The organism is Stenotrophomonas sp. NY11291 (genome assembly GCF_023277365.1).
Lineage (GTDB): Bacteria > Pseudomonadota > Gammaproteobacteria > Xanthomonadales > Xanthomonadaceae > Stenotrophomonas > Stenotrophomonas geniculata.
The window spans coordinates 3,406,400-3,428,451 of record NZ_CP096975.1 but is presented as its reverse complement, the minus strand read 5'-3'; the positions used below and the strand labels follow the sequence as shown (position 1 = coordinate 3,428,451).

Below are 22,052 nucleotides of genomic sequence, written 5' to 3'. Positions count from 1 at the left end.
GCGAGCGATCAATGATCGCGTTCGACCGCCAGCGTCGCCAGCGCACGCAGCGCATCGGCTTCCTCGCCATACCCGGCCAGGATCGACTGCATGCGTGCAGCGAGTTCGTGCAGCTGGGCCTTTGCGCCGTCCATGCCAAGCAGGGCGGGAAAGGTGCTCTTGTCCTGCGCCTGGTCCTTGCCGGCGGTCTTGCCCAGCTGCTCGGAACTGGCCTCGACATCGAGGATGTCGTCCCGTACCTGGAAGGCCAGGCCGAGTGCATCGGCGAAGCTGTCCAGCTGGGCCAGCTGCGGTTCGTGGGCCTGGCCGCACAGCGCGCCCATGCGCACTGCCGCGCGGATCAGCGCGCCGGTCTTCAGCGCATGCATGCGGGTCAATGCCGCCAGCGTCTGCTGCTGGCCGGTGGCATCGATATCCAGGGCCTGGCCGCCGCACATGCCGGACGCGCCGGAGGCGTGGGCCAGGGTCTGCAGGCAGGCCACGCGCAGCGTGGCCGGCAGCGGTGCATCGGCCAGCAGGCCGAAGGCACGGGTCTGCAGCGCGTCGCCGGCGAGGATCGCGGTAGCTTCGTCGAAGGCGATGTGGGTGGTCGGCTTGCCACGGCGCAGCGCGTCGTCATCCATCGCCGGCAGGTCGTCATGCACCAGCGAGTAGGCGTGGATGAGTTCGACGGACATAGCCGCCGCATCCAGGCTTTCCAGCTGTGCACCGAACAGGTGGCCACTGGCGTAGACCAGCAGCGGGCGCATGCGCTTGCCACCGCCCAGCACCGAATAGCGCATGGCCTGGTGCAGGCGCTGCGGTGCTTCGGCAGGCGAGGGCAGGGCAGCGTCGAGCTGGCTTTCGATACGGTCGCGCCAGCGCGCGAACAGAACCTCAGCCGTCATGGTTGGGCGGATCGAAGGGCTCGGATGCTTCCGGCTGCGCCGGATCGCTGAGCAGGCGCACGCGCAGTTCGGCCTGCTCCAGCGCCTGCTGGCACTGGCGATACAGACCGACGCCACGTTCGTAAGCACTGAGCGAGGCTTCCAGGCTCAGCTCGCCGGTTTCCATCTGCTCCACCAGCTGTTCCAGCGATTCGAGCGACTGCTCGAACTGGGCGACCGGGGAGGCGTTTTCGGGGGACTTCTTGGCCATGTGGCAAGTGTGGACGGGCCGCGCGCGGGGGTCAATTCACCAGCCGCCGGGACGCCACTGCAGCTGTGCCTGGTGGGCCTGCAACCAGGCCTGCAGTGGCGCGGAGATGACCACGTCGGCGGCGGCCAGCAACTGCGGGCCATCAAAGATCAGCGGCAGCTGCGCGCGTCGCCAGGGGGCGAGATGTTCGCGTTGCAGGCAGTCCTTCAATGCGTGCGAATGCTGGCGACCTGGCAGCAGGATGCGCTCTCCGCCCACGCGTGCACGGACCTGCAGCGGGCGCTCGAAGGCGGCGCCGCCCTGCAGCCGCAGCTGGCCGCCATCGGGCAGCGGCAGGGGAGCATGCCCATCCCATTCGGCCTGCCACGCGCGGGGCAGCGATGGCAGCTGCGCGGGTAGCAGATAGGCATGCTCGCGCCATTGCTGGATGGCATGATCGTGCCAGCGCACCCGCGCCTGGCGATCATTGCCGGCCGGCAGCAGTTCGTCCAGGCCTTGCTGCAGCACCGTGGCCGGCAGTGGGGCGGCACCATGGCCGATCACCCAGGCGCGCAGCACGCGCGCGGCGCGTCCCGGTGACACCTGACGCAGCAACTGCAGCGACAGCACGCGTGGAGCGACTTCCAGGTGTGTGATCAGCTCGGCGTCTTCTTCATCCAGCAGTTCGCGGGTCTGCCGGCAATGCAGGACGCTGCCGGCCAACGCGGCGGCGGCGTGCGGCCAGCGCTGGCGCAACAGTGGCAGTACCTGCAGGCGCAGGAAGTTGCGATCGGCGTGGTCTTCGGCGTTGCTGGGATCCTCGATCCAACGCAGCGCGTGTTGCCGGGCATAGTCGAGCAGTGCGGTGCGCGGTACGTGCAGCAAGGGACGCCACAGGCGGTGCGTACCGAACTGACTGTCATCGGCCATCGCGGCAAGGCCATCGACACCGGAGCCGCGCAGCGCGCGGAGCAGGAAGGTCTCGGCCTGATCGTCCTGGTGCTGTGCCAGCGCCAGTGTTTCGCCTTCGCGCAGTTCAGCAGTGAACGCTGCACGTCGTGCTTCGCGCGCTGCGCCTTCGAGGCCCAGGCCTGTGGTTCTGTCGATCTGTACGTGGCGCACGGCCAGCTTGACGCCCAGTGCTGCGCACTGCTGCTGGCAATGCCGTACCCAGTCGTCGGCTGCTGGTTGCAGGCCGTGGTGTACGTGCACCGCACGCAGCGCCGTGCCGGAAGCCTGGGCGCAGCGCCACAGCCAGTGCAGCAGCACGGTGGAGTCGACACCACCGCTGTAGCCCACCAGCAGCGGCGCATCCAGCGGAACAAGGGCAGGGAAGGCAGTCACGGCGGCAAGTATAGGGTTGCTCGGCAGGGCTGCGCCCTGCACCCGCTACGATCCAGAGCAACAGCAACAGCAACAGCAACAGCAACAGCAGAAGCTGGGTTCCTGAAGGATGGCGGGGTGGGCCCGGTTGCGGGAGACGCCGTAAACCCATCCATGGGGGCTTGGCCGCGGCATCCATGCCGCGGACACTCCCGCAACCGGACCCACCCCGCCTTCGACAGTTTCCTGCGAACTGTCGGAATTGCTCTTGGGGTCAGATCCGTTTTCCTGCGGAAAACGGATCTGACCCCGGATTCAATTCGATATCTGACAGATTTCATCCAGGCATGGCGTAGATCTACTGGCCACCGGAAAACTGTCGAAGGCGGGGCACTGTGGGTTTGCGGGGTGTGAGCCGCATGGATGCGGCGACCAAGGCTACATGGACGTACTTGCGCCGTCCCCGCAAACCCACAGTGCCCCGCCATCCCACGGAATGCACGCTGTTGCTGTTGCTTCGGCCGTTGCCGTTGCCGTTGCGTCTGCAGGTGCAGGGCGCAGCCCTGCCGAAAACCTACTTCACCCGACGACCCGAGCGGTCGATCCGGAACCGCTCTCCGCCTTCCATCGGCGTGTGGCCATCGGCATCCGGCGTGCCGCGACGGCAGCCGTTGCAGACCTCGGCCACGCCGCCGCGGAACGGCCAGGCGAAATCGAAGGTGCCGGGCACCACCTGGCGGAATGTCAGATCGAAGTAGCCCACGCGATTACCGACGCGGCCGCGCAGCAGGCCTTCTTCCGGCATCTCCGGGCCGTTGTCCCAGGTCAGCACCGGCAGGCTGCGGCCCTTGCGGTCGACGTAGTGGAAACCCTGGTCGGCATACACCACGGCCAGGCCGTGGTCATCAAAGTTCAGGTCTTTCAGGGTGTCCGGCTGGATCTTCGGCCGGTGGTCGACCACTTCGCAGTTGGGCAGCGGCCACAACCCGTGTTCGTCGGTCAGCAGCTTGCACGCCGGTGCCTGCGCCAGCGCGTTGGCACTGACCAGCACGCCGAGCAGGGCCAGCGACCGCGCGAAGCGGCCGCTGGCAGGCGCAGGGCGGGCCTGCAGTGCGATCACTTGGCCTCGGCCTTGCGTTCGAAGGCCGTCGGCGCCGGCAGCTGCACCGGCACGCCCTTGTCATCGCAGGTGCCGGCCTGGCACAGGCGCTCGCGCAGGGCCGGGGTGGCCTGCACGATCATGTGGTAGATCGCGTTCTGTTCCAGCGTGCCGCGGATCGCCTTGCTGCCCGGGCCGCGTGCCCAGATGCCGACGTCTTCGCCGCCGTGCGACTCGGACTTCATCGGCACCAGTGCTTCCTGCATGTAGTCCGGATGCTCGGTGTCGACCTCGCGCAGGTTCGGGCGGCCGTTGGCCGGTTCGAAGCTGCTCGGGTTGTGCGGGTAGCGCTTCGGGCCGGCCGGCTGCTGGTTGCTGCTGCCGGTATGGCCCGGGCCATTGGCGTAGCTCAACGTGGTGTACGGCTGGCCGGTGCCGTCCAGCGCGTAGTCCAGCTTGCCGGCGCCATCTTCGCCACCCTTGTCCTTCACCTTGCCCAGGATTGGATTGCCGCGTGCCGGGTAGCCGACGAAGTTCAGCGTGTGCGAGTGGTCGGCGGTGACGATGATCAGGGTGTCGTCGGCCGAGGTCAGTTCGTTGGCCACGCGCACTGCATCGGACAGGGCCACGGTCTCGGTCAGTGCACGGTAGGCGTTGCCGCTGTGGTTGGCGTGGTCGATGCGCGCGCCTTCGATCATCAGCACGTAGCCTTCCTGGTGCTTCGACAGATTCCTGATCGCCGCAGCCGTCAGTTCGGCCAGGCTCGGCTCACCGCCCGGATCCTGCGGTCGCTCGTACTCGTAGCGCATGTGGTCCGGCTCGAACAGGCCAAGGATGGCCGGCGCATTGGCGGCGGCGGCCAGCTGCTTGCTGTTCCAGACGTAGGCGCCCTGCGGATGGGCCTGCTGCCATTCCTGCACCAGGCTGCGGCCGTCCAGGCGCTGGCCGACCTTATCGTCGTACTCCGGATCGCGCTCTTCCACGGTGGTGAATTCTCCGCGGCCACCGCCGAGGGCGACCAGCGGGCCGCGGCCATAGCGCGAGGTCGACAGCAGCTGCTGGGCGATGTCCTTGCAGCCTGCCGCCTTGGCCGCTTCAGTCAGGTCGGTGTCGTTTTCCCAGTTGCGCTCGGGTGAATGTGCATAGGTGGCGGCCGGGGTGGCATGGGTCAGGCGTGCGGTGGACACCACGCCCGTGGCCAGGCCGGCGCTGTCGGCCAGCTGCAGCCAGGTCAGCAGGCCCTTGGACAGGCTGTCGGCGCAGTCGGTGCGGCTGCCGGCGCTGACGCCGATCGCGCCCATGTGGGTCTTCACGCCGGTGGTGATGGCGGTCATGGTGCCGGCCGAATCAGGGGTCTGCGAATCGGTGTTGTAAGTCTTGCTGAACGCCGTGGCCGGGAAGCGTTCCCAGGACAGCAGGTTCTCTTCGCCCGAGCCACCCTTCTGCTGGCCTTCGTAGATGCGCGAGGCGGCCACCGTGGTCAGGCTCATGCCGTCACCGAGGAACAGGATGACGTTCCTGGCCTTGCCGGACATCGCACCGTTCGCTGCGGCCTGGGCCGCGCCGCTGCGGTACCACCACTGCGGCGTCTCGCCGGCCGGGTGGGTAACGGGATCGACGGCGACCTTCAGGCCGGCCGGAGCGGACGCGGGGGCGGTGCTGGCGCAGGCGCCCAGCAGCAGGGTGGTGGCGCAGGCGGCCAACAGGGAGACGGAACGGCGCATGGACGCTGGGATCTCACAAACTGTAACGGGACGTTCATTATGCCCGCCCTCGCAAGGCACGCCGATGACACACTGATTTGCCGGCCGGGCGGTCGTTCTGCGGGCCGCCTTGGGCTATCGTGCCACCATCCCTTCCTTCCCCTCTGGATTGCCTATGAAGCTGGTCTCTGCCTGGCTGCGGATTCCATTCTGGCAGCGCGTGGTCGGTGGCTTCGTGCTCGGCGCGCTGGCCGGCTGGGCGCTCGGCCCGGCCGCGGAAACGTGGTTCGGCCCGCTCGGCGAGCTGTACGTCACCCTGATCAAGATGATCGCGGTGCCGCTGGTGTTCTTCGCGGTCATCAACGCGATCTCGTCGCTGCACGGCCAGAAATCGGTCGCCGCGCTCAGTGGCCGCACCTTCCTGTGGTTCGTGATCACCGCTGCGCTGGCGGTGTGCGTCGGCCTGGGCGTGGGCACCGTGCTGCAGCCCGGCGCCGGTGGCCTGCAACTGACGATGGCCAGCAACTACGTGCCGCGTGAAGTGCCCAGCGTGGTGCAGGTGCTGCTGGATGTGGTGCCGGCCAATGTCTTCTACGCGCTGTCCGGCATCGGCACCAAGGTCAACGCCGCCGGTGAAACCGTGCTGGCCGCGGGCCGTGGCTCGATCCTGCCGGTGATCTTCTTTGCTGGTCTGGTCGGTTTCGCCATCGTCAAGCTGGGCGAGAAGGTGACCGAGGCGCGCAAGCTGGTCGGCCAGATGAGCGACATCATGATCCAGGTGACCCGCTTCGTGCTGGAAGTCACCCCGATCGGCACCTTCGGCCTGATCGCTGGCCTGGTCGGCAGCTACGGCTTCGAGAAGCTGCTGCCGCTGGGGCATTTCGTGCTGGCCCTGTACGTGGCCTGCGCCCTGCACATCGTGGTGGTCTACAGCGCGCTGCTGCTGGCGCACGGCCTGAACCCACTGAAGTTCTTCCGTGGCGCCGCGCCGGGCATGCAGGTGGCGTTTGTCAGCTCGTCCAGCTTCGCCGCGATGCCGGTGGCGCTGCGTTCGATCACCCACAACCTGGGTGTGAACAAGGACTACGGTTCGTTCGCGGTGCCGCTGGGCGCCAGCATCAAGATGGATGGCTGCGGCGCGATCTACCCGGCGCTGTGCGCGGTGTTCATCTCGCAGTACAGCGGTGTGCCGCTGACCCCGGAACAGTATGTGGTGGTGCTGATCGCCTCGGTGCTGGGCAGCTTCGGTACCGCCGGCGTGCCGGGTACTGCGGTGATCATGGCCACGGTGGTGCTGAGCGCGGCCAACCTGCCGCTGGAGACCATCGGCTACCTGTATGCCATCGACCGCATCCTGGACATGATGCGCACGATGACGAACGTGACGGGCCAGATGCTGGTGCCGGTGATCGTGGCCAAGGAGACCGGGCTGCTCGATCAGGCGGTGTATGACAATCCGTCCAGCAATGTCGGGGTGGACGATCCAGACCCGACACCGCCACGCGCCTGAGGTTGCGTGGAGATGTAAAAGGCCCGCCCTGACCCGGCGGGCCTTTTGTTTGGGAGCTGGTTGGCGCGGTGGCGGCCAAGGCGGGTCCTGGTAGATCCACGCCATGCGTGGATGGAGGCAGTGCCGACCAACGGTCGGCACCCACCAGGGCAGGCGGCGCGATGCCGACCAAGGTCGGCACCTACCGGGGGCGCAAACAAAAAAGCCGCTGCGGGGCAGCGGCTTTTTGTCTTTCAGGCGGCGCCGTAGTGCCAGCGGGTCAGAGGTCGACCCGACGAGCCTGCATGAACTTGTTGCCCCAGTAACCACTGAGCAGGGTGTCCACGCGGACGTCCTTGCCCGAGCTCGGGGCGTGCAGGAAGCGGCCATCACCGACATAGATGCCGACGTGGTCGACGCGGCCCTTGCGGCCGAAGAACACCAGGTCACCGGCGGCGAGCGCAGTGCGGTCGTTGATCAGCTCGGCGTTGTCATCGTGGGCCATCTCGCGCGAGACGCGCGGCAGCTCGATGCCCAGCGCCGAGCGGAACACGTAGCCGACCAGGCCGCTGCAGTCGAAGCCGCTGTCCGGGTTGCTGCCACCCCAACGGTACGGGGTGCCCAGCAGGGTCATCGCTCGGCGCAGCAGCGACTGCACCTTGCCGTTATCGGCGGCGGTGCCGACAACGCTGCCATTGGCGGCGCTGCTGGTGTCGTAGTTAGCGAGCAGGCGGCTGAGATCGCCCGCCACCACGGCCGAGCGGTCCATCAGCGGAATGGTGTCATTGGCGGCCAGGTGCGGCAGCAGGGCGGCCAGCGTGGCACTGGCGGCGGCATCGACGCGGCTGCGCTGCGGAGCAGCGGCCTCGGCCTTGGTGGCCGGTCGGGCGGTGCTCTCAGCCACCGGGGCCGGGGTCACATCGGAACGATTCGGAGCAGTCTGCGACCAGGCCGGAAGGCTGGTCAGACACAGTGCCAGGCCAAGCAACAGCGGGCGGGCACTACGTGAAGATACGGAAGTCTGGCCTTCGCTTTTCAGGTCGTCAGTCGTCACGCGTCGGTCACAGGAAAAAAACGATGGGGCATCATGCCCTGTAAAAGCGGCAATAAGTTAAAAATTCCGTTAGTAAATCGTTAGTTTCGTGGTGATGGGCGTCACAGTTTTGAACATATCGCCTGTTCATTTTAGCGAAGGACGCGTTTCGCCCCTGTGTAGTGGTCCTTCCAGTAGGGACCGCTGAGCGAGTCGAGGCGTACCGTGCCGCCGGTGCTCGGCGCGTGCACGAAGCGCCCTTCACCCACATAGATACCGACATGGGTGACGCTGCCGCGGCTGCCGAAGAACACCAGGTCTCCGGTGGCCAGGCGCTGCGGGTCGATCTTCGGTCCCTGTACCGCCGCCAGGTCGCGGGAGGTGCGCGGCAGCCGCAGGTCCAGCATCTCGCGATAGACATAGGCGACCAGGCCGCTGCAGTCGAAGCCCGAATCCGGGGTGTTGCCGCCATAGCGGTAGGGCGTGCCGACCAGGCTGATGGCGCGCATCAGCACCGAGTTGGCCGCCTCGGGGTTGTCCGGCACGGTCTTTGGCCAGTTCGCCGTCGACGGGGGGGGCGCGGGGCGGGGGGCCTTGCCGCCGCCGCAGGCGGTCATCAGCACGGGCAGGGCCAGCAGCAGGGCCGGGGCGAGGAGCCGGCGCAGGCCGGACGAAACTGGCGTGATGTGCATGATCTCCGGATAATGCGCCACCTTAGGATTGGCCGTCATGATGGCGGCGTCCCCGCCGGGCGACAACCCGCCCCAACCCGCCTGCCTTCGGCAGATCCAGACAGAGTTGCGCATGAAGATCGAAAAAGACCGCGTTGTCCGCTTCCACTACACCGTTTCCGAAGTCGGCCAGGAGCCGATCGAATCGTCCAAGGACCGCGGCGAGCCGCTGGCGATCCTGATCGGCCACGGCAACATCATCCCGGGCCTGGAAAACGCCATGATGGACAAGGAAGCCGGCGCGACCTTCAGCGTCGACGTCACTGCCGCTGATGCCTACGGCGAGCGCCGCGAGGGCCTGTCCCAGCGCGTGCCGAAGAAGCACTTCGGCAACACCAAGCTGGCCCCGGGCCAGCAGGTCGTGCTGCAGACCAACTTCGGCCCGCGTGCGGTGACCGTGCAGAAGGTCGGCATGAGCGTCGTCGACGTCGACCTGAACCACCCGATGGCTGGCAAGGACCTGCATTTCGACGTCGAAATCGTTGACGTGCGTGAAGCCGGCAAGGAAGAGATCGACCACGGCCACGTCCACGGCGACGGCGGCCACCACCACTGATCGCAGCGCGATCGTGATGGCAGCAACGGCCCGCTTCGGCGGGCCGTTGCGTTTCTGGAACACGACGCGGCCATCCATGGCGTGTGGGCCGGCGGCATAATGGCGGACCTGCCTGACGGATGCCCCGTGAACGCCGCTTCTCCTTCCCTGCAGCCGATGGCTTCCGGCGAACGCATCGCCCTACTGGACGTGCTGCGCGGTGCGGCGTTGCTGGGCATCCTGCTGATGAACATCGAGGCCTTCAGCGGACCGCTGGACCTGGCCTTTACCGGCATCGACACGCACTGGCAGGGCATCGACTACTGGGCTGATGCGTTCGTCTACGTGTTCGTGCAGGGCAAGTTCTTCACCCTGTTCTCGTTGCTGTTCGGCGCCGGCTTCGCGGTGATGGCGCAGCGCGCCGAGGCCGCCGGGCGCGACTTCACCCCGTTCTACCTGCGCCGCAGCGCCGGCCTGTTGCTGATCGGCCTGTGCCACGCGCTGCTGGTCTGGTCCGGCGACATCCTGGTGATGTACGCGCTGGTCTCGTTGCCGCTGCTGGCCTGCCGCGAGGCGCCGCGCAGCTGGCTGCCGTGGATGGGCGTGACGGTCTACCTCGGCGGTATAGCGATGATGCTGCTGGTGGGCGCGATGGTGTCGATGGCTTCGACGGAAGACGTACAGAAGATGCTCGCCGACGCGCAGCAGAGCATCGAGCTGCAGCGCCTGGTGTACGGGCACGGCAGCTGGATGCAGGCCAATGCGCAGCGGCTGAGCGAGTTCGGCACGTCGATGGGCGCGCTGCTGATCACCGGCCCGGAGGTGCTGGGCATGTTCCTGATCGGCAGCTGGTTTGCCGGCAGTGGCGCGCTGGCGGCGCCGGAGCGCTTCCCGCGGCTGTACGCGACGCTGCGCTGGATTGCGTTGCCGCTGGGCCTGCTGGTCACGTTGATCGGTGTTGCCTGGAAACCCTACCTTGCACCGGGTGCCTACAATCTGCCGGTGACAGCCGCAATGGCACTGGTGACGATCGGTGGCCTGCCGATGTGCCTGGGCTACCTGGCGTGGATCGTGCATTGGCGTGCGCGGTTGGCCTGGCTGGCACCGGTCGGGCGCATGGCGTTGACCCACTACCTGGGCCAGTCGCTGCTGTGCACCTGGGTGTTCTACCACTACGGCCTGGGCGCGTTCGAAATGATGCCACGCAGCGTGCAGCTGCTGTTCGCACTGCTGTTGTTTGCCGTGCAGGTGGCCCTTTCACACGTCTGGTTGCGCCGCTTCCGCTTTGGCCCGATGGAATGGTTGTGGCGCGCGATGACCTACCGGCAGTGGCCGCCGATGCGGCGCGAGGCCGGGCAGGGCTGATCGATGCAGGGCGCGCGCGAGGATGTGATCGTGGTGGGCGCCGGTGCCATCGGCCTGGCCACCGCGCTTGCGCTGTGCGCGAACGGCCGGCAGGTCCGTATGATCGAGCGGGGACGCGTGGGTGCGGCGACTTCGCATGGCAACTGCGGCACCATCACCCCCAGCCACGCGCCACCGCTGGCAGCGCCTGGTGTGCCGTTACGGGCGCTGCGCTGGATGCTCGATCCGCGTGCGCCGCTGTACGTCCGTACACGCCTCGACCCTGCATTGTGGCGCTGGCTGCTGCAGTTCGGGGCGCGCTGCAACGCGCGTGACTGGCTGCACTCCACGCGGGCACGCGGCGCACTGTTGAATGATTCACGGCTGCGCCTGGCGCAGTGGGTGCGGACGCATGCGCTGGACTGCGAGTTCGAGGCGCGCGGTCTGGACTATGTGTTCGGTGACGCCCGCAATTTCGATCACCATGCAGCCGAGTGTGAGGCGCTGAACGCGCAGGGCATCGCCACGGTGCGCATCGATGGGGCCGACTACGCGCGCGACAATCCAGCGTTCCATGATCGCCTTGCCGGTGCGATCCACTTCCCCGGCGATGCGCAGCTGCGTCCGGACCGCTACACCGCCGAACTGGCGCGCGTGCTGCGCGCACAGGGCGTGGTGATCGAAGAGCACTCGGACATGCGGGATTTCAGCGCCGACGCGCAGGGTGTGCGCGTGCACGTCGGCGAACGCACGCTGCACGCACGCGAGCTGGTGCTGGCGACCGGGCCGTGGTCACCGCGCTGGGCACGGCAACTGGATCTGCGCGTGCCGATCCAGCCCGGCAAGGGCTATTCGCTGACCTGGTCGCGACCGGCGCAGGTGCCGCAGCGCCCAGTCGTGCTGAAGGACCATTCCGTGTTCGTGATTGCCTGGCGTGAAGCACTGCGACTGGGCGGCACCATGGAATTCGCCGGTGCCGACCCGCAGCTGCGCACGACCCGCCTACAGGCCCTGCAGCACGCTGCCGACCACTACCTGCGCGCGCCGCGTGGTGCGCAGCTGCAGGAGCAGTGGTGCGGTTGGCGTCCCATGAGCGTGGACGATGTGCCGTTGATCGGCCGCGCGCCCGCACATCCTCACGTCTGGCTTGCAGCGGGGCATGGCATGCTCGGCATCAGCATGAGCGCCGGCACCGGCCAGCTGATCGCCGATCTCGTCTGCGGCCGCACGCCGGCGATCGATCCTGCCCCTTACCGACCCGAGCGATTCCGATGAGCACTGCACCCTATGATTACGACCTGATCGTCCTTGGCGGCGGTTCCGCCGGCCTGGCTGGCGCGATCCGCGCCGCGCAGCACGGCAAGCGCGTGGCGATGCTGGAGCCTGGCGAACTGGGCGGAACCTGCGTCAATGTCGGCTGCGTGCCGAAGAAAGCCATGTGGCTGGCGGCCGACCTGCACGAGCGCATCGGCCTGGCCAGTGCGATGGGCTTCGATGTCGAAGCGCGCCCGGCGCTGTCGTGGAAGGAACTGGTGATCCATCGCCAGGCCTATATCAGCAACATCCACACCAGCTACCACAAGCGCCTGGACGAAACCGGCGTGGTGCGCATTCCGGCGCGTGGTCATCTGCTCGATGCCCACACCGTGGCCTGCAGCGATGGCGTGCGCTACAGCGCCGAGCACATCCTGATCGCCACCGGCGCGCACCCGCTGCGGCCCGACATTCCCGGCGCCGAACTGGGCCTGGTCTCCGATGATTTCTTCGATCTGCGCGCGGCACCGGCCGAGGTGGCGATCATCGGTGGCGGTTACATTGCGGTGGAGCTGGCCGGCCTGCTGCAGGCACTGGGCAGCAAGGTCAGCCTGCTGGTGCGCGGCCAGCGGCTGCTGGATCGCTTCGACTACGAGCTGACCGATCAGCTGGCCGAGAACCTGAAGCAGCAGGGCGTGCGCATCCATTTCGGCTATCGCCTGCGCGAACTGCAGCGCGATGGCGAGCGTGTGCGTGCATTCGGCCATGATGGTCCGCTCGACAGCGTATTCGATGCGGTGTTCTTCGCCACCGGCCGTCGCGGCAACAGTCGCGACCTGGGCCTGGAAGCGCTGGGCATCGGCATCGGTGAGCACCAGCAGGTGGAGGTGGACGAATGGCAGACCACCAGCGTGCCGAACGTGCATGCGGTGGGTGACATCGCAGGCAAGGTTGGCCTGACCCCGGTGGCGGTGGCTGCATCGCGGCGCCTGATGGATCGCCTGTTCGGCGGCCGCCCGCAGTCGAAGATGGACTATGAGAACGTAGCCAGCGTGGTGTTCTCGCATCCACCGCTGGGCGCGGTGGGCATGAGCGAAGAAGAGGCGCGCGCCCGTTTCGATCAGGTGAGCGTGTATCACAGCCGTTTCCGCCCGATGCTGCAGGCGCTGGCCAACGGCACCCAGCGCAGCCTGTTCAAGATGGTCTGCGTGGGCCCGGAAGAGCGGGTGGTGGGCATCCATCTGCTGGGCGAAGCAGCCGACGAGATCCTGCAAGGCTTCGCGGTGGCGGTGAAGATGGGGGCGACCAAGGCCCAGTTCGACGACACCGTGGCGATCCACCCGACCTCGGCCGAGGAAGTGGTGCTGATGCGCTGAGCCCGCAGTTGTAGAGCCGAGCCTATGCTCGGCTGCATTCCGTGCAGACATGGTGCAGCCGAGCGCAGGCTCTACAGGGCACCTGGCGCCCCCATGCGATACTGGGCGCCCCCCCAATGCGTTTCCGGGCCGCCCTATGCGGCCCGCCGTCGTCCTGATGTCCAGCCCCGCTTCCCGTATCGCCACCGCTTCCCCGCGCATCGCGCTGGGGGGTATCGGCCTGGCCGCGATCGGCGCCATCGCCGCCTCCGGCAAGGCCATCATCGTCAAGCTCGGCCTGCGCCACGGCGTCGATGCCACCACGCTGCTCGCCCTGCGCATGCTGATGGCGCTGCCGCTGTTCGTGCTGATGGCACTGTGGGCTGCGCGCCGGGCAGAGCCGCTGTCCTGGGCCGACCGCGCCCGCGTGCTGTGGCTGGGCTTCACCGGCTACTACCTGTCCAGCCTGCTCGATTTCCAGGGCCTGCAGTACATCAGCGTGACCCTGGAGCGGCTGATTCTTTACTTGAACCCGACCCTGGTGCTGCTGATCAACGTGCTGCTGGCACGGCAGCGCCCGGGCCGCTGGCAGATCGGTGCGCTGGTGCTGAGCTATCTGGGCGTGCTGCTCGCCTTCGGCCACGATCTTCAGCGCGAGGGCGGGCAGATCATCGTCGGCAGCCTGCTGGTACTGGGCAGTGCGCTCAGCTACGCGCTGTACCTGTTCGGCAGTGGCCAGGTGGTCGCGCGCATCGGTGCGGTGCGCCTCACCGCCTACGCCAGCTGCGTGGCCAGCGTGCTGGTGCTGCTGCATTTCGCGGTGACCCATCCGCTGCCGTTGCTGTGGCAGGCACCGGCGCCGGTGCAATGGCTGTCGCTGGTCAATGCCACCGTGTGCACGGTACTGCCCGTGCTGGCGATCATGCTGGCGGTGCAGCGCGTGGGTTCGTCGCTGGCCGCGCAGGTCGGTATGCTGGGCCCTGTTTCCACCATCGTGATGAGCCTATGGCTGCTCGACGAACCGATGGGGCCGGCACAGATCGCCGGCACCGTGCTGGTGCTGATCGGCGTACTGCTGGTGACCCGCCTGCGGCGCTGACGCCGGAGCAGGCGCGGGCGCGCATCCTGGCGGTGATCCGCGCGATCCCGGCGGGGCAGGTGATGGGCTATGGCCAAGTGGCGATGCGTGCCGGCCTGCCGGGGCGTGCGCGCTTGACCGCGCGCATCCTCGGCCAGAACGACGATCCCGACCTGCCCTGGCATCGCGTGCTGCGTTCGGACGGGCGCATTGCCATGGAAGAAGGGTCGGCTGGTTGGCGCGAGCAGTCACAACGGCTGCGTGCCGAGGGCGTGGTGGTGGAGAACGGCCGGGTGCGGATGCCGGCCACCGATCCGGCCGTGGCGCTGGATGCCGCCGTGTGGGGCCCGGGCTGAGCACCGCTGGCGACTGAACAGGCTGCGCCTGCCGGTCGCCAACAACACACGGTGCTGCGGCTATGATGGAGGCCGTTCCATGCCGGTGCTCCCATGTTCCCGCGACTGCCTACCGTCACCAAGGCCCTGCTGATCGCCAACGCGATCCTGTTCCTGCTGCAGCAGCCGTTCCTGCTCGGCATGCAGACCTTCGAGCCGTTCATGCTGCAACCGCTGCAGCAGGGCTTCGATGCGTTCTCGCCGGGCGGCAACTTCCAGCCGTGGCAGCTGCTGACCTATGGCTTCCTGCATGGCAGCTTCGGCCACCTGTTCTTCAACATGCTGGCGGTCTTCATGTTCGGCGCGCCGCTGGAGCAGACCTGGGGCGAAAAGCGCTTCCTGCTGTACTACCTGGTGTGCGTGGCTGGCGCCGGTGTCTGCCAGCTGCTGGTGGGTACCCTGCTGGAGAATCCGGCCACGGTGCTGGGCGCCTCCGGCGGCGTGTTCGGCCTGCTGCTGGCCTACGGCATGTTGTTCCCGAACCAGCGGGTGATGCTGCTGTTCCCGCCGATCCCGATGAAGGCACGGACCTTCGTGATCCTGTTCGGTGTGGGTGAGCTGGTGCTGGGCATGACCGGTTGGCAGCCGGGCGTGGCCCACTTCGCGCATCTGGGCGGCATGCTGTTCGGTTGGCTGCTGATCCGCTACTGGCGCGGGCAGCCGCCATTCAACAAGCGTCGCCCGCCCGGCCCGCCGAAGCGCCCGAACCATCTGCGCAGCGTGAAGTGAGGCGCGATGTGCCTCGCTTCACGCGGGTAGGTACCAACCTTGGTTGGCACACCTTGGCCAGGATCATTTGACGCGGTAGGTGCCGACCATTGGTCGGCACGCCTTCAGAGATCCTGCAACACCACCTGCGCCGCATTGTGACCTGGCGCGCCGGTCACGCCACCACCGGGATGGGTACCCGACCCGCATAGATACAACCCGGGCAGGGCACCGCGATAGCCGGCCTGGCCAACCATGGGCCGTGCCGAGAACAACTGGTTGGCACTGAGCGCACCGTGGAAGATGTCGCCCCCGATCAGCCCGAACGTGCGCTCCAGATCCAGCGGTGACAGGACCTGGCGGCCCAGCACGCTGTCAGCGAAACCCGGTGCATACCGCTCAACGGTGGCGATCATCAGATCGGCCACTGCTTCACGACGATCATCCCAGTGACGCCCGTCGGGCAGCACCGGCGCCACGTGCTGGCAGAACAGGCTGGCGACGTGCTGCCCCGCTGGCGCCAGTGAGTCATCCAGTGTGCTGGGAATCAGCATCTCCACGATCGGTTCGCGCGACCAGCCGTCGCGCCGCGCATCCAGCCACGCGCGATCCATGTAGTCCAGGCAGGGGGCCAGGATGATGCCCGCGCTCAGGTGCGGGCCGGGGCCGGGCAGGGCGCGGAAGTCCGGCAGCCGCGACAGCGCCACGTTCATCCGGAAGGTGCCCGAGCCACAGCGCCACTGCGCCATGCGCTCGCGTGTGGCAGCCGGTACCTGCGCCGGCTCCAGCAGCTGTTCGTACAGCAGCTTCGGATTGACGTTGGCGACCACCGCGCGTGCACGCAGGGTTTCGCCGTTGGCCAGTTCCACCCCCACGGCGCGGCCCTGTTCGGTCAGTACCCGTTGCACGCCGGCATCCACGCGCAGTTCCGCACCGGCCTCGCGTGCAGCGGCGGCGATGGCCTGGCTGATCGCGCCCATGCCACCGATCGCATGGCCCCACGCACCTTTCACGCCATTGCACTGGCCGAACACGTGATGCAGCAACACGTAGGCACTGCCCGGCGTGTACGGACTGGCGTAGTTGCCGACGATGCCATCGAAGCCGAACAGCGCCTTGATCGGCTCGCTCTCGAACCAGCGGTCCAGGTACTCCGCCGCCGACAGCGTGAACAGGTCCAGCAGCTCCTGCCGCAGTGGTGCATCCAACGCCGCCAGTTCGCGGCCGAGCTTTCCCATCTGCCACAGTGCGGGTAGTGCGCGCCAACCACCCGCCACGCCCAGGTCCGGTGGTGTACGCAGGGCCCACGCACGCAGCATGTCGGCGAAAATCTCCAGTCGCGCTTCATATGCGGGCAGGCGCTGTGCATCCCGCTCGGAAAATTTCGCCACCTCGGCTTGGGTGCGGCCGGGCGCGGATAACAGGTAGCGGCCGTCGGGCAATGGCAGGAAGTTGTTGGCCGGGCGCGCGACAATGCGCAGCCCATGCGCATGCAGCTGCAGGTCGTCGATCACCTTCGGCTGCAGCAGCGAGACCGTGTACGACGCCACCGAGTTGCGGAAGCCGGGATGGAACTCCTCGGTGACCGCGGCGCCGCCGAGCACACCACGCCGTTCGAGCACCAGCACCTGCTTGCCGGCGCGTGCCAGATAGGCTGCACAGACCAACCCGTTGTGGCCACCGCCGATGATGATTGCATCCCAGGACATCAGCACCTCGGAAAAAGGGGACGGAGGGGATTAAGTCGCAATTCGCATAGGGCCGGCGGTAATGGGGAGAAACGACTTAATTCCCTCCGTCCCCTTTTTTGATGGCGGCTTCGATGGTGGCGATGTCGATCTTCTTCATCGGCATCATCGCGTTGAAGGCGCGCTTGGCCAGTGCCTTGTCCTTACTGGTCACCGCTTCGATCAACATGCGCGGGCTGATCTGCCAGGAGATGCCCCAGCGGTCCTTGCACCAGCCGCATTGGCTCTCCTGGCCGCCATTGCCCACGATCGCGTTCCACAGGCGGTCGGTCTCGGCCTGGTCCTCGGTCTGGATCTGGAAGGAGAAGGCTTCGTTGTGCTTGAACGCGGTGCCGCCGTTGAGGCCGACGCAGGGGATGCCGCAGACGGTGAATTCGACGGTCAGTACGTTGCTTTCCTTGCCGTCGGGATAGTCGCCCGGTGCGTGATGTACGGCAATTACTGCGCTGTCGGGCAGGATACTGGCGTAGAAGGTGGCGGCCTCTAGCGCGCCGTTGTCATACCAGACACAGATCGTGTTCTTGTGTGCCATGTCGGGGCTCCGCGATGGACGAAGCCGCAGCGATAGCATGCCGGGTGTTAACCCGGGATCGTGCTGCACCCGCAAAAAAGGGCGCCCGAAGGCGCCCTCTGCATTACCCGTGTGGCAGCGGGTTCAGCGCCAGACCTTGATCTGTTCCGCTTCGCTGCGCTGCATCGGCTGGCCGGCCTTGCAGCTGAAAGTAGCACCGAACGCTGGCAGGTTGGCCAGCGTGCCGTTGCTGCGCCACAGGCCCGGTGCGCGGATGTCGGCGGTCAGGCGGCGCACGGCCTCGTTCGGCGCCAGCTGCTGCGCCCACAGTGCAGACCAGGCGCGGAAGAAGCCCTGCTGCTGCGCCTGCTTGGCCTTCGGCTCCTGCGCGACATACGCCGCCCAGGCCAGTTCCAGGCCTGCGATGTCGGCCAGGTTCTCTTCCTGGGTGAGCGTGCCGTTGACCTTGGCACCCTTCACGCCCGGGAAATCGTAGGCGCTGTACTGCGCGGCCACGCGGCTGCCGAGCAGGGTCCAGGCGGTCTTGTCGGCCGGGGTCCACCAGCTGCGCAGCTCGCCCTTGGCGTCGACCAGCGCGCCCTTGGCATCGATCGCGCGGGTCAGCTCATGGCCGACCAGGCCACCGAAGCTGCCGAACTTGTCGGCAGCATCGGCCTTGGCGTTGAACACCGGGCCCTGCAGGATCGCGGCGGTGACGATCAGGCGGTTCTGCGCCAGGTCGTAGGCCAGCGACGGCTGCTGCGGCAGCACGTCCCAGCGACGGTCGGCGTTGCCCTTGCCGATGCGCTTCATTTCTTCGCGATGGCGCCAGGTCGAAGCAATCAGCATGTTGCCGCCGAACGAGCCGCGGCCCATCGGCTGCACGCTGTAGTCGAGGTCGCGCAGCGGGGTGCCGATCTCGATCTTCAGCGCGGCCAGCTTGGCCTGCGCTTCGGTCTTGGCTTCGGCGCTCATCCAGCTGCTGTTCTTGACCGCCTCGATCTGCACTTCGCGCACCTTGTCGACGATCCACGCCGCCTGGCGGCGATCTTCGGCGGACAGGTAACGGGCAGCGTACTCGCGACCGACCATCGGGCCGGCGGCCACGTTGATCGCCTCCAGCACATCTTCCCAGCGCTGCGGCGGCAGGGTTTCGCCACGCAGCACGCGGCCGCGGAATTCGAACTCGGCGTCGCGATAGGCCTTGGACAGGTACGGTGCCATCGAGTCGCCCACGCGCCAGCGCAGGTAGGCCTTCCACTGGTCCGGCTTGAGCTTGGTGACCATGCCGTCGAGCTGCTTGAACAGGCCCGGGTCGGCCAGCGAGACCAGGTCGTCATCCACGCCCTGTGCCTTCAGGAAGGCATCCAGCTGCAGGTTGCGGTAGCGGCTGTTGAGCTCCTTGGTGGAGATCGGCGCGTAGTTGTTGAACGGGTTGTTGATGCCGGCCAGCGACTGCGCATTGCGTGCCAGCTCGGTTTCCAGCGCGATCACCGCCTGCGACTCGGCATCCAGCTTGGCAGCCGGGGTGCCGGTCAGCGCCAGGATCTGCTTGACGTAGTTGCGGTAGCGGCCCATCAGCGCCACGGTGTCGGCGTCGCTGCGGGTATAGAACGCCGGGTCCGGCAGGCCCATGCCGCCCTGCATGAAGTAGCCGATGTGGCGGTCCAGCGCCTTCAGGTCCACGTCCGGGCCGAAGTTGAATGCCACCGGGATGCCGACCTGGTGCAGTGCGGCGATCGAGGCCGGCACATCCTTGGCCTTCTTGATGGCATTGATGCGGGTCAGCAGCGGGGCGATCGGGTTGGAGCCGTCTGCTTCCACGGCGGCTTCGTCCAGGCCGCTGGCCCAGAAGTCACCCAGCAGTTTCTGCACGTTGCCCTGCGGCGCCTTCATCGCGGCGTCGAGCAGTTCACGCTGCTGCTGGCGGCTGCGGTCGACAAGCTGGCCCAGCGCGGTGGTGGCGCCGGTCTGCGGCACCGGGTTGGCCTTCAGCCAGCCTGCATTGGTGGCGTCATAGAAGTCGCTGCACTGGGCACTGACAGCCGGGGCACGCGCAGCCTTTTTCTTGGCAGCGAACGCGTCGTGGGTCGGGACCAGGGTCGCCAGGCTGATGCCCAGGGCGATGGCAAGCGGACGGAAGTTGGGCATGTGGAACGAATCCGTGATGGATTGAGGGCGCGCGCACTATAGCAAGCCGGGCATCGACGCGGCATGCATGCGTCGCGGTGCATTCGCCGACCAAGGTCGGCAGCTACCGGGGAGCGCCGGGATCAGTAGATCCACGCCATGCGTGGATGAAAGACACCCCAGAACAACAAAGGCCCGGGAATTCCCGGGCCTCTGCAGGTCTGCCTTGGCGTCAGCCGTGGCTTACCAGATCACCACCTGCTGCTCACCAGTGCGGGCCATCGGCGAACCGGCCTTGCACTGGAATGCCGCGGCGAAGGTCGGCAGGTTCGACGGCGCACCCATGGCGCGGAACTGCGCCGGCGCGTGCGGGTCGGTCGCGAGGCGGACCTTGGCGTTTTCCGGGGTGTACTTGGTGCGCCACACGGTAGCCCAGTTGAAGAAGAAGCGCTGGTCACGGGTGAAGCCATCGACCTTTGCATCTTCCTTGCCGGCGGAGGCCTTCTGCAGCGCGTCGTAGGCGGTAGCCAGGCCACCCAAGTCGGCGATGTTCTCGCCCAGGGTCAGGTGGCCGTTCACGGCCTGGCCGTCGACCTTGTACTGGTCGAACTGCTTGACCAGCTTGCCGGTCAGGCCTTCGAAGTTCTTCTTGTCAGCAGCGGTCCACCAGTCTTCCATGTTGCCGGTCGGCCCGAAGCGTGCGCCCTGGTCGTCGTAACCGTGGGTCATCTCGTGGCCGATCACCGCACCGATGCCGCCGTAGTTCAGCGCGTCATCGGCCTTCGGGTCAAAGAACGGCGGCTGCAGGATGGCGGCCGGGAACACGATCTCGTTCTGCAGCGGGTTGTAGTAGGCGTTGACCGTCTGCGGGGTCATGCCCCACTCGGTCTTGTCCACCGGCTTGCCGATCTTGGACAGGTTGAACTTGTAGTTGAACTCGCTGGCAGCGCGCACATTGCCCAGGTAGCTGTCGCGCTGGGTCTGCAGGCCCGCCCAGTCACGCCACTTGTCCGGGTAACCGATCTTCGGGGTGAAGGTTTCCCACTTGGCGATGGCCTTGGCCTTGGTTTCATCGCTCATCCAGCTCAGGCCCTGGATGCGTTCCTTCAGCGAGGCGGCCAGGTTCTTTACCAGCTCTTCCATCTTCGCCTTGGCTTCCGGCGAGAAGGCAACCTTCACGTACAGCTGGCCGAAGGCTTCGCCGGCATCGTTCTCGATGGTGCCCAGCACGCGCTTCCAGCGCGGCTTCTGTTCCTTCTGGCCGTTGAGGATCTTGCCGTAGAACTCGTAGTTCTCCTGCACGAAGGCGTCGGCCAGATACGGCGAGGCGCTGTCCACGGTGTGGAAGCGCAGGTAGGCACGCCACACCGACGGATCTGTGTCGCCCAGTGCCTTGCTCACTTCCTCATGGAAGGCCGGCATCGCCAGCGAGAACTTCTCCGGTGCGGCCACGCCCTGCGACTTGAAGAACTCGGTCCAGCTGAAGTTCGGGGTCAGCTTGTCGGCGTCGGCCAGGGTGACCGGGTTGTAGTACAGCTCGACGTTGCGCGACAGCTCGACGCGCGACTTGGAGGCCTTGGCCAGGCGGGTCTCGAACTTGACCACGTCCTCGGCCTGCTTGGCAGCGTCGGCAGCGGCGACGCCGGACAGCTCCAGCACCTTGGCGACGTGCGCCTGGTAGGCCTTCAGCTTGTCGGCGTTCTTGGCGTCGGTGTAGTAGGTGCTGTCCGGCAGGCCGAGGCCGCCCTGGCTGGCGTAGGCCAGGTTGACGGCCGAGTTCTTGAAGTCGGCTTCGGCGCCGAAGCCAAACAGGACGTTGTCACCCTTGGCCGCGCTGCTGCGCAGGTAGTCGGCGATGGCCGCCTTGTCCTGCAGGCCGTCGATCGCCGTCAGGTCGGCCTTCAGCGGCTCGATGCCCTGGGCGTTGATCTTGGCCTCGTCCATGCCGGTGGCCCACAGGTCGCCGACGATCTTCTCGATGTGGTTCGGGTTCTTGACCTGCGCGACCTGTTCGGCCAGCTGGTGCTGCACGGCCACCGAACGCTCGTCGAGGATGGTGAACGCGCCCCAGCTGGTGCGGTCGCCCGGAATTTCATTGGCGGCCAGCCACTTGCTGTTGACGTAGTCGCCGAAGGCGCCGCAGGCGTCCTTGCTGGTATCCAGATCGCTGGGCTGGAAGGCGTTGTAGGCCGGCAGCTTGCTCTCGTCCAGGGTGTACTGGGTGGCTTCGGCCGCAGCCGGCGTGGAGGCGGTGGCGTCCTTGGCCGGGGTTTCGTTCTTGCCGCAGCCGACCAGCGCGGCCGAAACGGCCAGGGTCAGCAGCACGATCTTGGGAGTACGGGTCACTTTGATGGCCTCCAGGCCGAGTGAGTCAGGGAAGGGCCGCGGGACGGCCGTGGGCCGAACAATACGCCGCCGGCCTGCCCTGCAAGGGTGTCGAAGGTCATGGGCGGGCGCAAGGGGGGCGTTAGGTGGCCCGGAAAAGACAGACCCGGCAAAA

The 22,052-nt window shown here is 67.1% G+C and carries 19 protein-coding genes; 8 read left to right on the top strand and 11 right to left on the bottom strand.

Going from position 1 to position 22,052, the window contains the following annotated elements; translation table 11 throughout:
• Positions 1–8: 8 nt before the first annotated feature.
• From M1L61_RS16065 to M1L61_RS16045, 5 genes are all read right to left on the bottom strand, one after another.
• A complete protein-coding gene (locus tag M1L61_RS16065; RefSeq protein ID WP_019338621.1) occupies positions 9–887 on the bottom strand; it encodes a farnesyl diphosphate synthase in 879 nt (292 codons plus the stop codon).
• Positions 877–1,137, bottom strand: a complete 261-nt coding sequence (locus M1L61_RS16060) for an exodeoxyribonuclease VII small subunit (RefSeq protein ID WP_019338620.1) — start codon at positions 1,135–1,137, stop codon at positions 877–879. The genes M1L61_RS16065 and M1L61_RS16060 overlap by 11 nt, the downstream gene beginning before the upstream one ends.
• 36 nt (positions 1,138–1,173) lie before the next feature.
• The gene (tilS, locus tag M1L61_RS16055; protein WP_029550871.1) at positions 1,174–2,460 is read right to left on the bottom strand and encodes a tRNA lysidine(34) synthetase TilS; all 1,287 of its coding nucleotides are present in this window, start codon (positions 2,458–2,460) and stop codon (positions 1,174–1,176) included.
• A gap of 553 nt (positions 2,461–3,013) precedes the next feature.
• A complete protein-coding gene (locus M1L61_RS16050; protein WP_248853773.1) occupies positions 3,014–3,559 on the bottom strand; it encodes a WG repeat-containing protein in 546 nt (181 codons plus the stop codon).
• Positions 3,556–5,262, bottom strand: coding sequence for an alkaline phosphatase (locus tag M1L61_RS16045; protein WP_057502494.1), 1,707 nt, complete (start codon positions 5,260–5,262; stop codon positions 3,556–3,558). The genes M1L61_RS16050 and M1L61_RS16045 overlap by 4 nt, the downstream gene beginning before the upstream one ends.
• A 154-nt stretch (positions 5,263–5,416) precedes the next feature.
• Between M1L61_RS16045 and M1L61_RS16040 the strand changes: the two genes are divergently transcribed.
• A complete protein-coding gene (locus M1L61_RS16040; RefSeq protein WP_019338617.1) occupies positions 5,417–6,751 on the top strand; it encodes a dicarboxylate/amino acid:cation symporter in 1,335 nt (444 codons plus the stop codon).
• Positions 6,752–7,010: 259 nt separating this feature from the next.
• On the opposite strand, the gene M1L61_RS16035 is transcribed toward M1L61_RS16040, so the two are convergent.
• Together M1L61_RS16035 and M1L61_RS16030 are read right to left on the bottom strand one after the other, a co-directional pair.
• A complete protein-coding gene (locus M1L61_RS16035) occupies positions 7,011–7,718 on the bottom strand; it encodes a C40 family peptidase (protein ID WP_134958098.1) in 708 nt (235 codons plus the stop codon).
• A 197-nt stretch (positions 7,719–7,915) separates the two neighbouring features.
• A complete protein-coding gene (locus M1L61_RS16030; protein WP_187296438.1) occupies positions 7,916–8,494 on the bottom strand; it encodes a C40 family peptidase in 579 nt (192 codons plus the stop codon).
• Positions 8,495–8,567: 73 nt separating this feature from the next.
• Here M1L61_RS16030 and M1L61_RS16025 point away from each other — a divergent pair, with 73 nt between their 5' ends.
• The 7 genes from M1L61_RS16025 (at position 8,568) to M1L61_RS15995 (ending at position 15,184) form a co-directional block, all read left to right on the top strand.
• Positions 8,568–9,050, top strand: coding sequence for a peptidylprolyl isomerase (locus M1L61_RS16025; protein ID WP_010482989.1), 483 nt, complete (start codon positions 8,568–8,570; stop codon positions 9,048–9,050).
• 99 nt (positions 9,051–9,149) lie between these two features.
• Entirely contained in the window at positions 9,150–10,394 is a 1,245-nt protein-coding gene (locus M1L61_RS16020) for a DUF418 domain-containing protein (protein ID WP_235651927.1), read from the top strand.
• 3 nt (positions 10,395–10,397) lie between these two features.
• A complete protein-coding gene (locus tag M1L61_RS16015) occupies positions 10,398–11,648 on the top strand; it encodes an FAD-dependent oxidoreductase (RefSeq protein WP_043401124.1) in 1,251 nt (416 codons plus the stop codon).
• Entirely contained in the window at positions 11,645–13,003 is a 1,359-nt protein-coding gene (gene gorA / locus M1L61_RS16010; RefSeq protein WP_010482995.1) for a glutathione-disulfide reductase, read from the top strand. The genes M1L61_RS16015 and gorA overlap by 4 nt, the downstream gene beginning before the upstream one ends.
• A gap of 157 nt (positions 13,004–13,160) precedes the next feature.
• Positions 13,161–14,081, top strand: coding sequence for a DMT family transporter (locus M1L61_RS16005; protein ID WP_029550870.1), 921 nt, complete (start codon positions 13,161–13,163; stop codon positions 14,079–14,081).
• Positions 14,078–14,416, top strand: coding sequence for an MGMT family protein (locus tag M1L61_RS16000; protein ID WP_241873196.1), 339 nt, complete (start codon positions 14,078–14,080; stop codon positions 14,414–14,416). Before M1L61_RS16005 ends, M1L61_RS16000 begins: the two co-directional genes overlap by 4 nt.
• A 93-nt stretch (positions 14,417–14,509) precedes the next feature.
• Positions 14,510–15,184, top strand: a complete 675-nt coding sequence (locus M1L61_RS15995) for a rhomboid family intramembrane serine protease (protein WP_005410509.1) — start codon at positions 14,510–14,512, stop codon at positions 15,182–15,184.
• Positions 15,185–15,288: 104 nt separating this feature from the next.
• Here M1L61_RS15995 and M1L61_RS15990 read toward each other — a convergent pair whose 3' ends face one another.
• The 4 genes from M1L61_RS15990 to M1L61_RS15975 all read right to left on the bottom strand — a co-directional run bounded on the left by M1L61_RS15990 (position 15,289) and on the right by M1L61_RS15975 (position 21,898).
• Entirely contained in the window at positions 15,289–16,872 is a 1,584-nt protein-coding gene (locus tag M1L61_RS15990) for an NAD(P)/FAD-dependent oxidoreductase (protein WP_248853772.1), read from the bottom strand.
• A gap of 76 nt (positions 16,873–16,948) precedes the next feature.
• A complete protein-coding gene (locus tag M1L61_RS15985; RefSeq protein ID WP_143993719.1) occupies positions 16,949–17,443 on the bottom strand; it encodes a VOC family protein in 495 nt (164 codons plus the stop codon).
• A 123-nt stretch (positions 17,444–17,566) separates the two neighbouring features.
• Positions 17,567–19,573, bottom strand: a complete 2,007-nt coding sequence (locus M1L61_RS15980) for a M13 family metallopeptidase (protein ID WP_010483006.1) — start codon at positions 19,571–19,573, stop codon at positions 17,567–17,569.
• 222 nt (positions 19,574–19,795) lie between these two features.
• Positions 19,796–21,898: a M13-type metalloendopeptidase gene (locus M1L61_RS15975; protein WP_248853771.1), complete on the bottom strand. Its 2,103-nt coding sequence runs from the start codon at positions 21,896–21,898 to the stop codon at positions 19,796–19,798.
• Between the last annotated feature and the right edge of the window lie 154 nt (positions 21,899–22,052).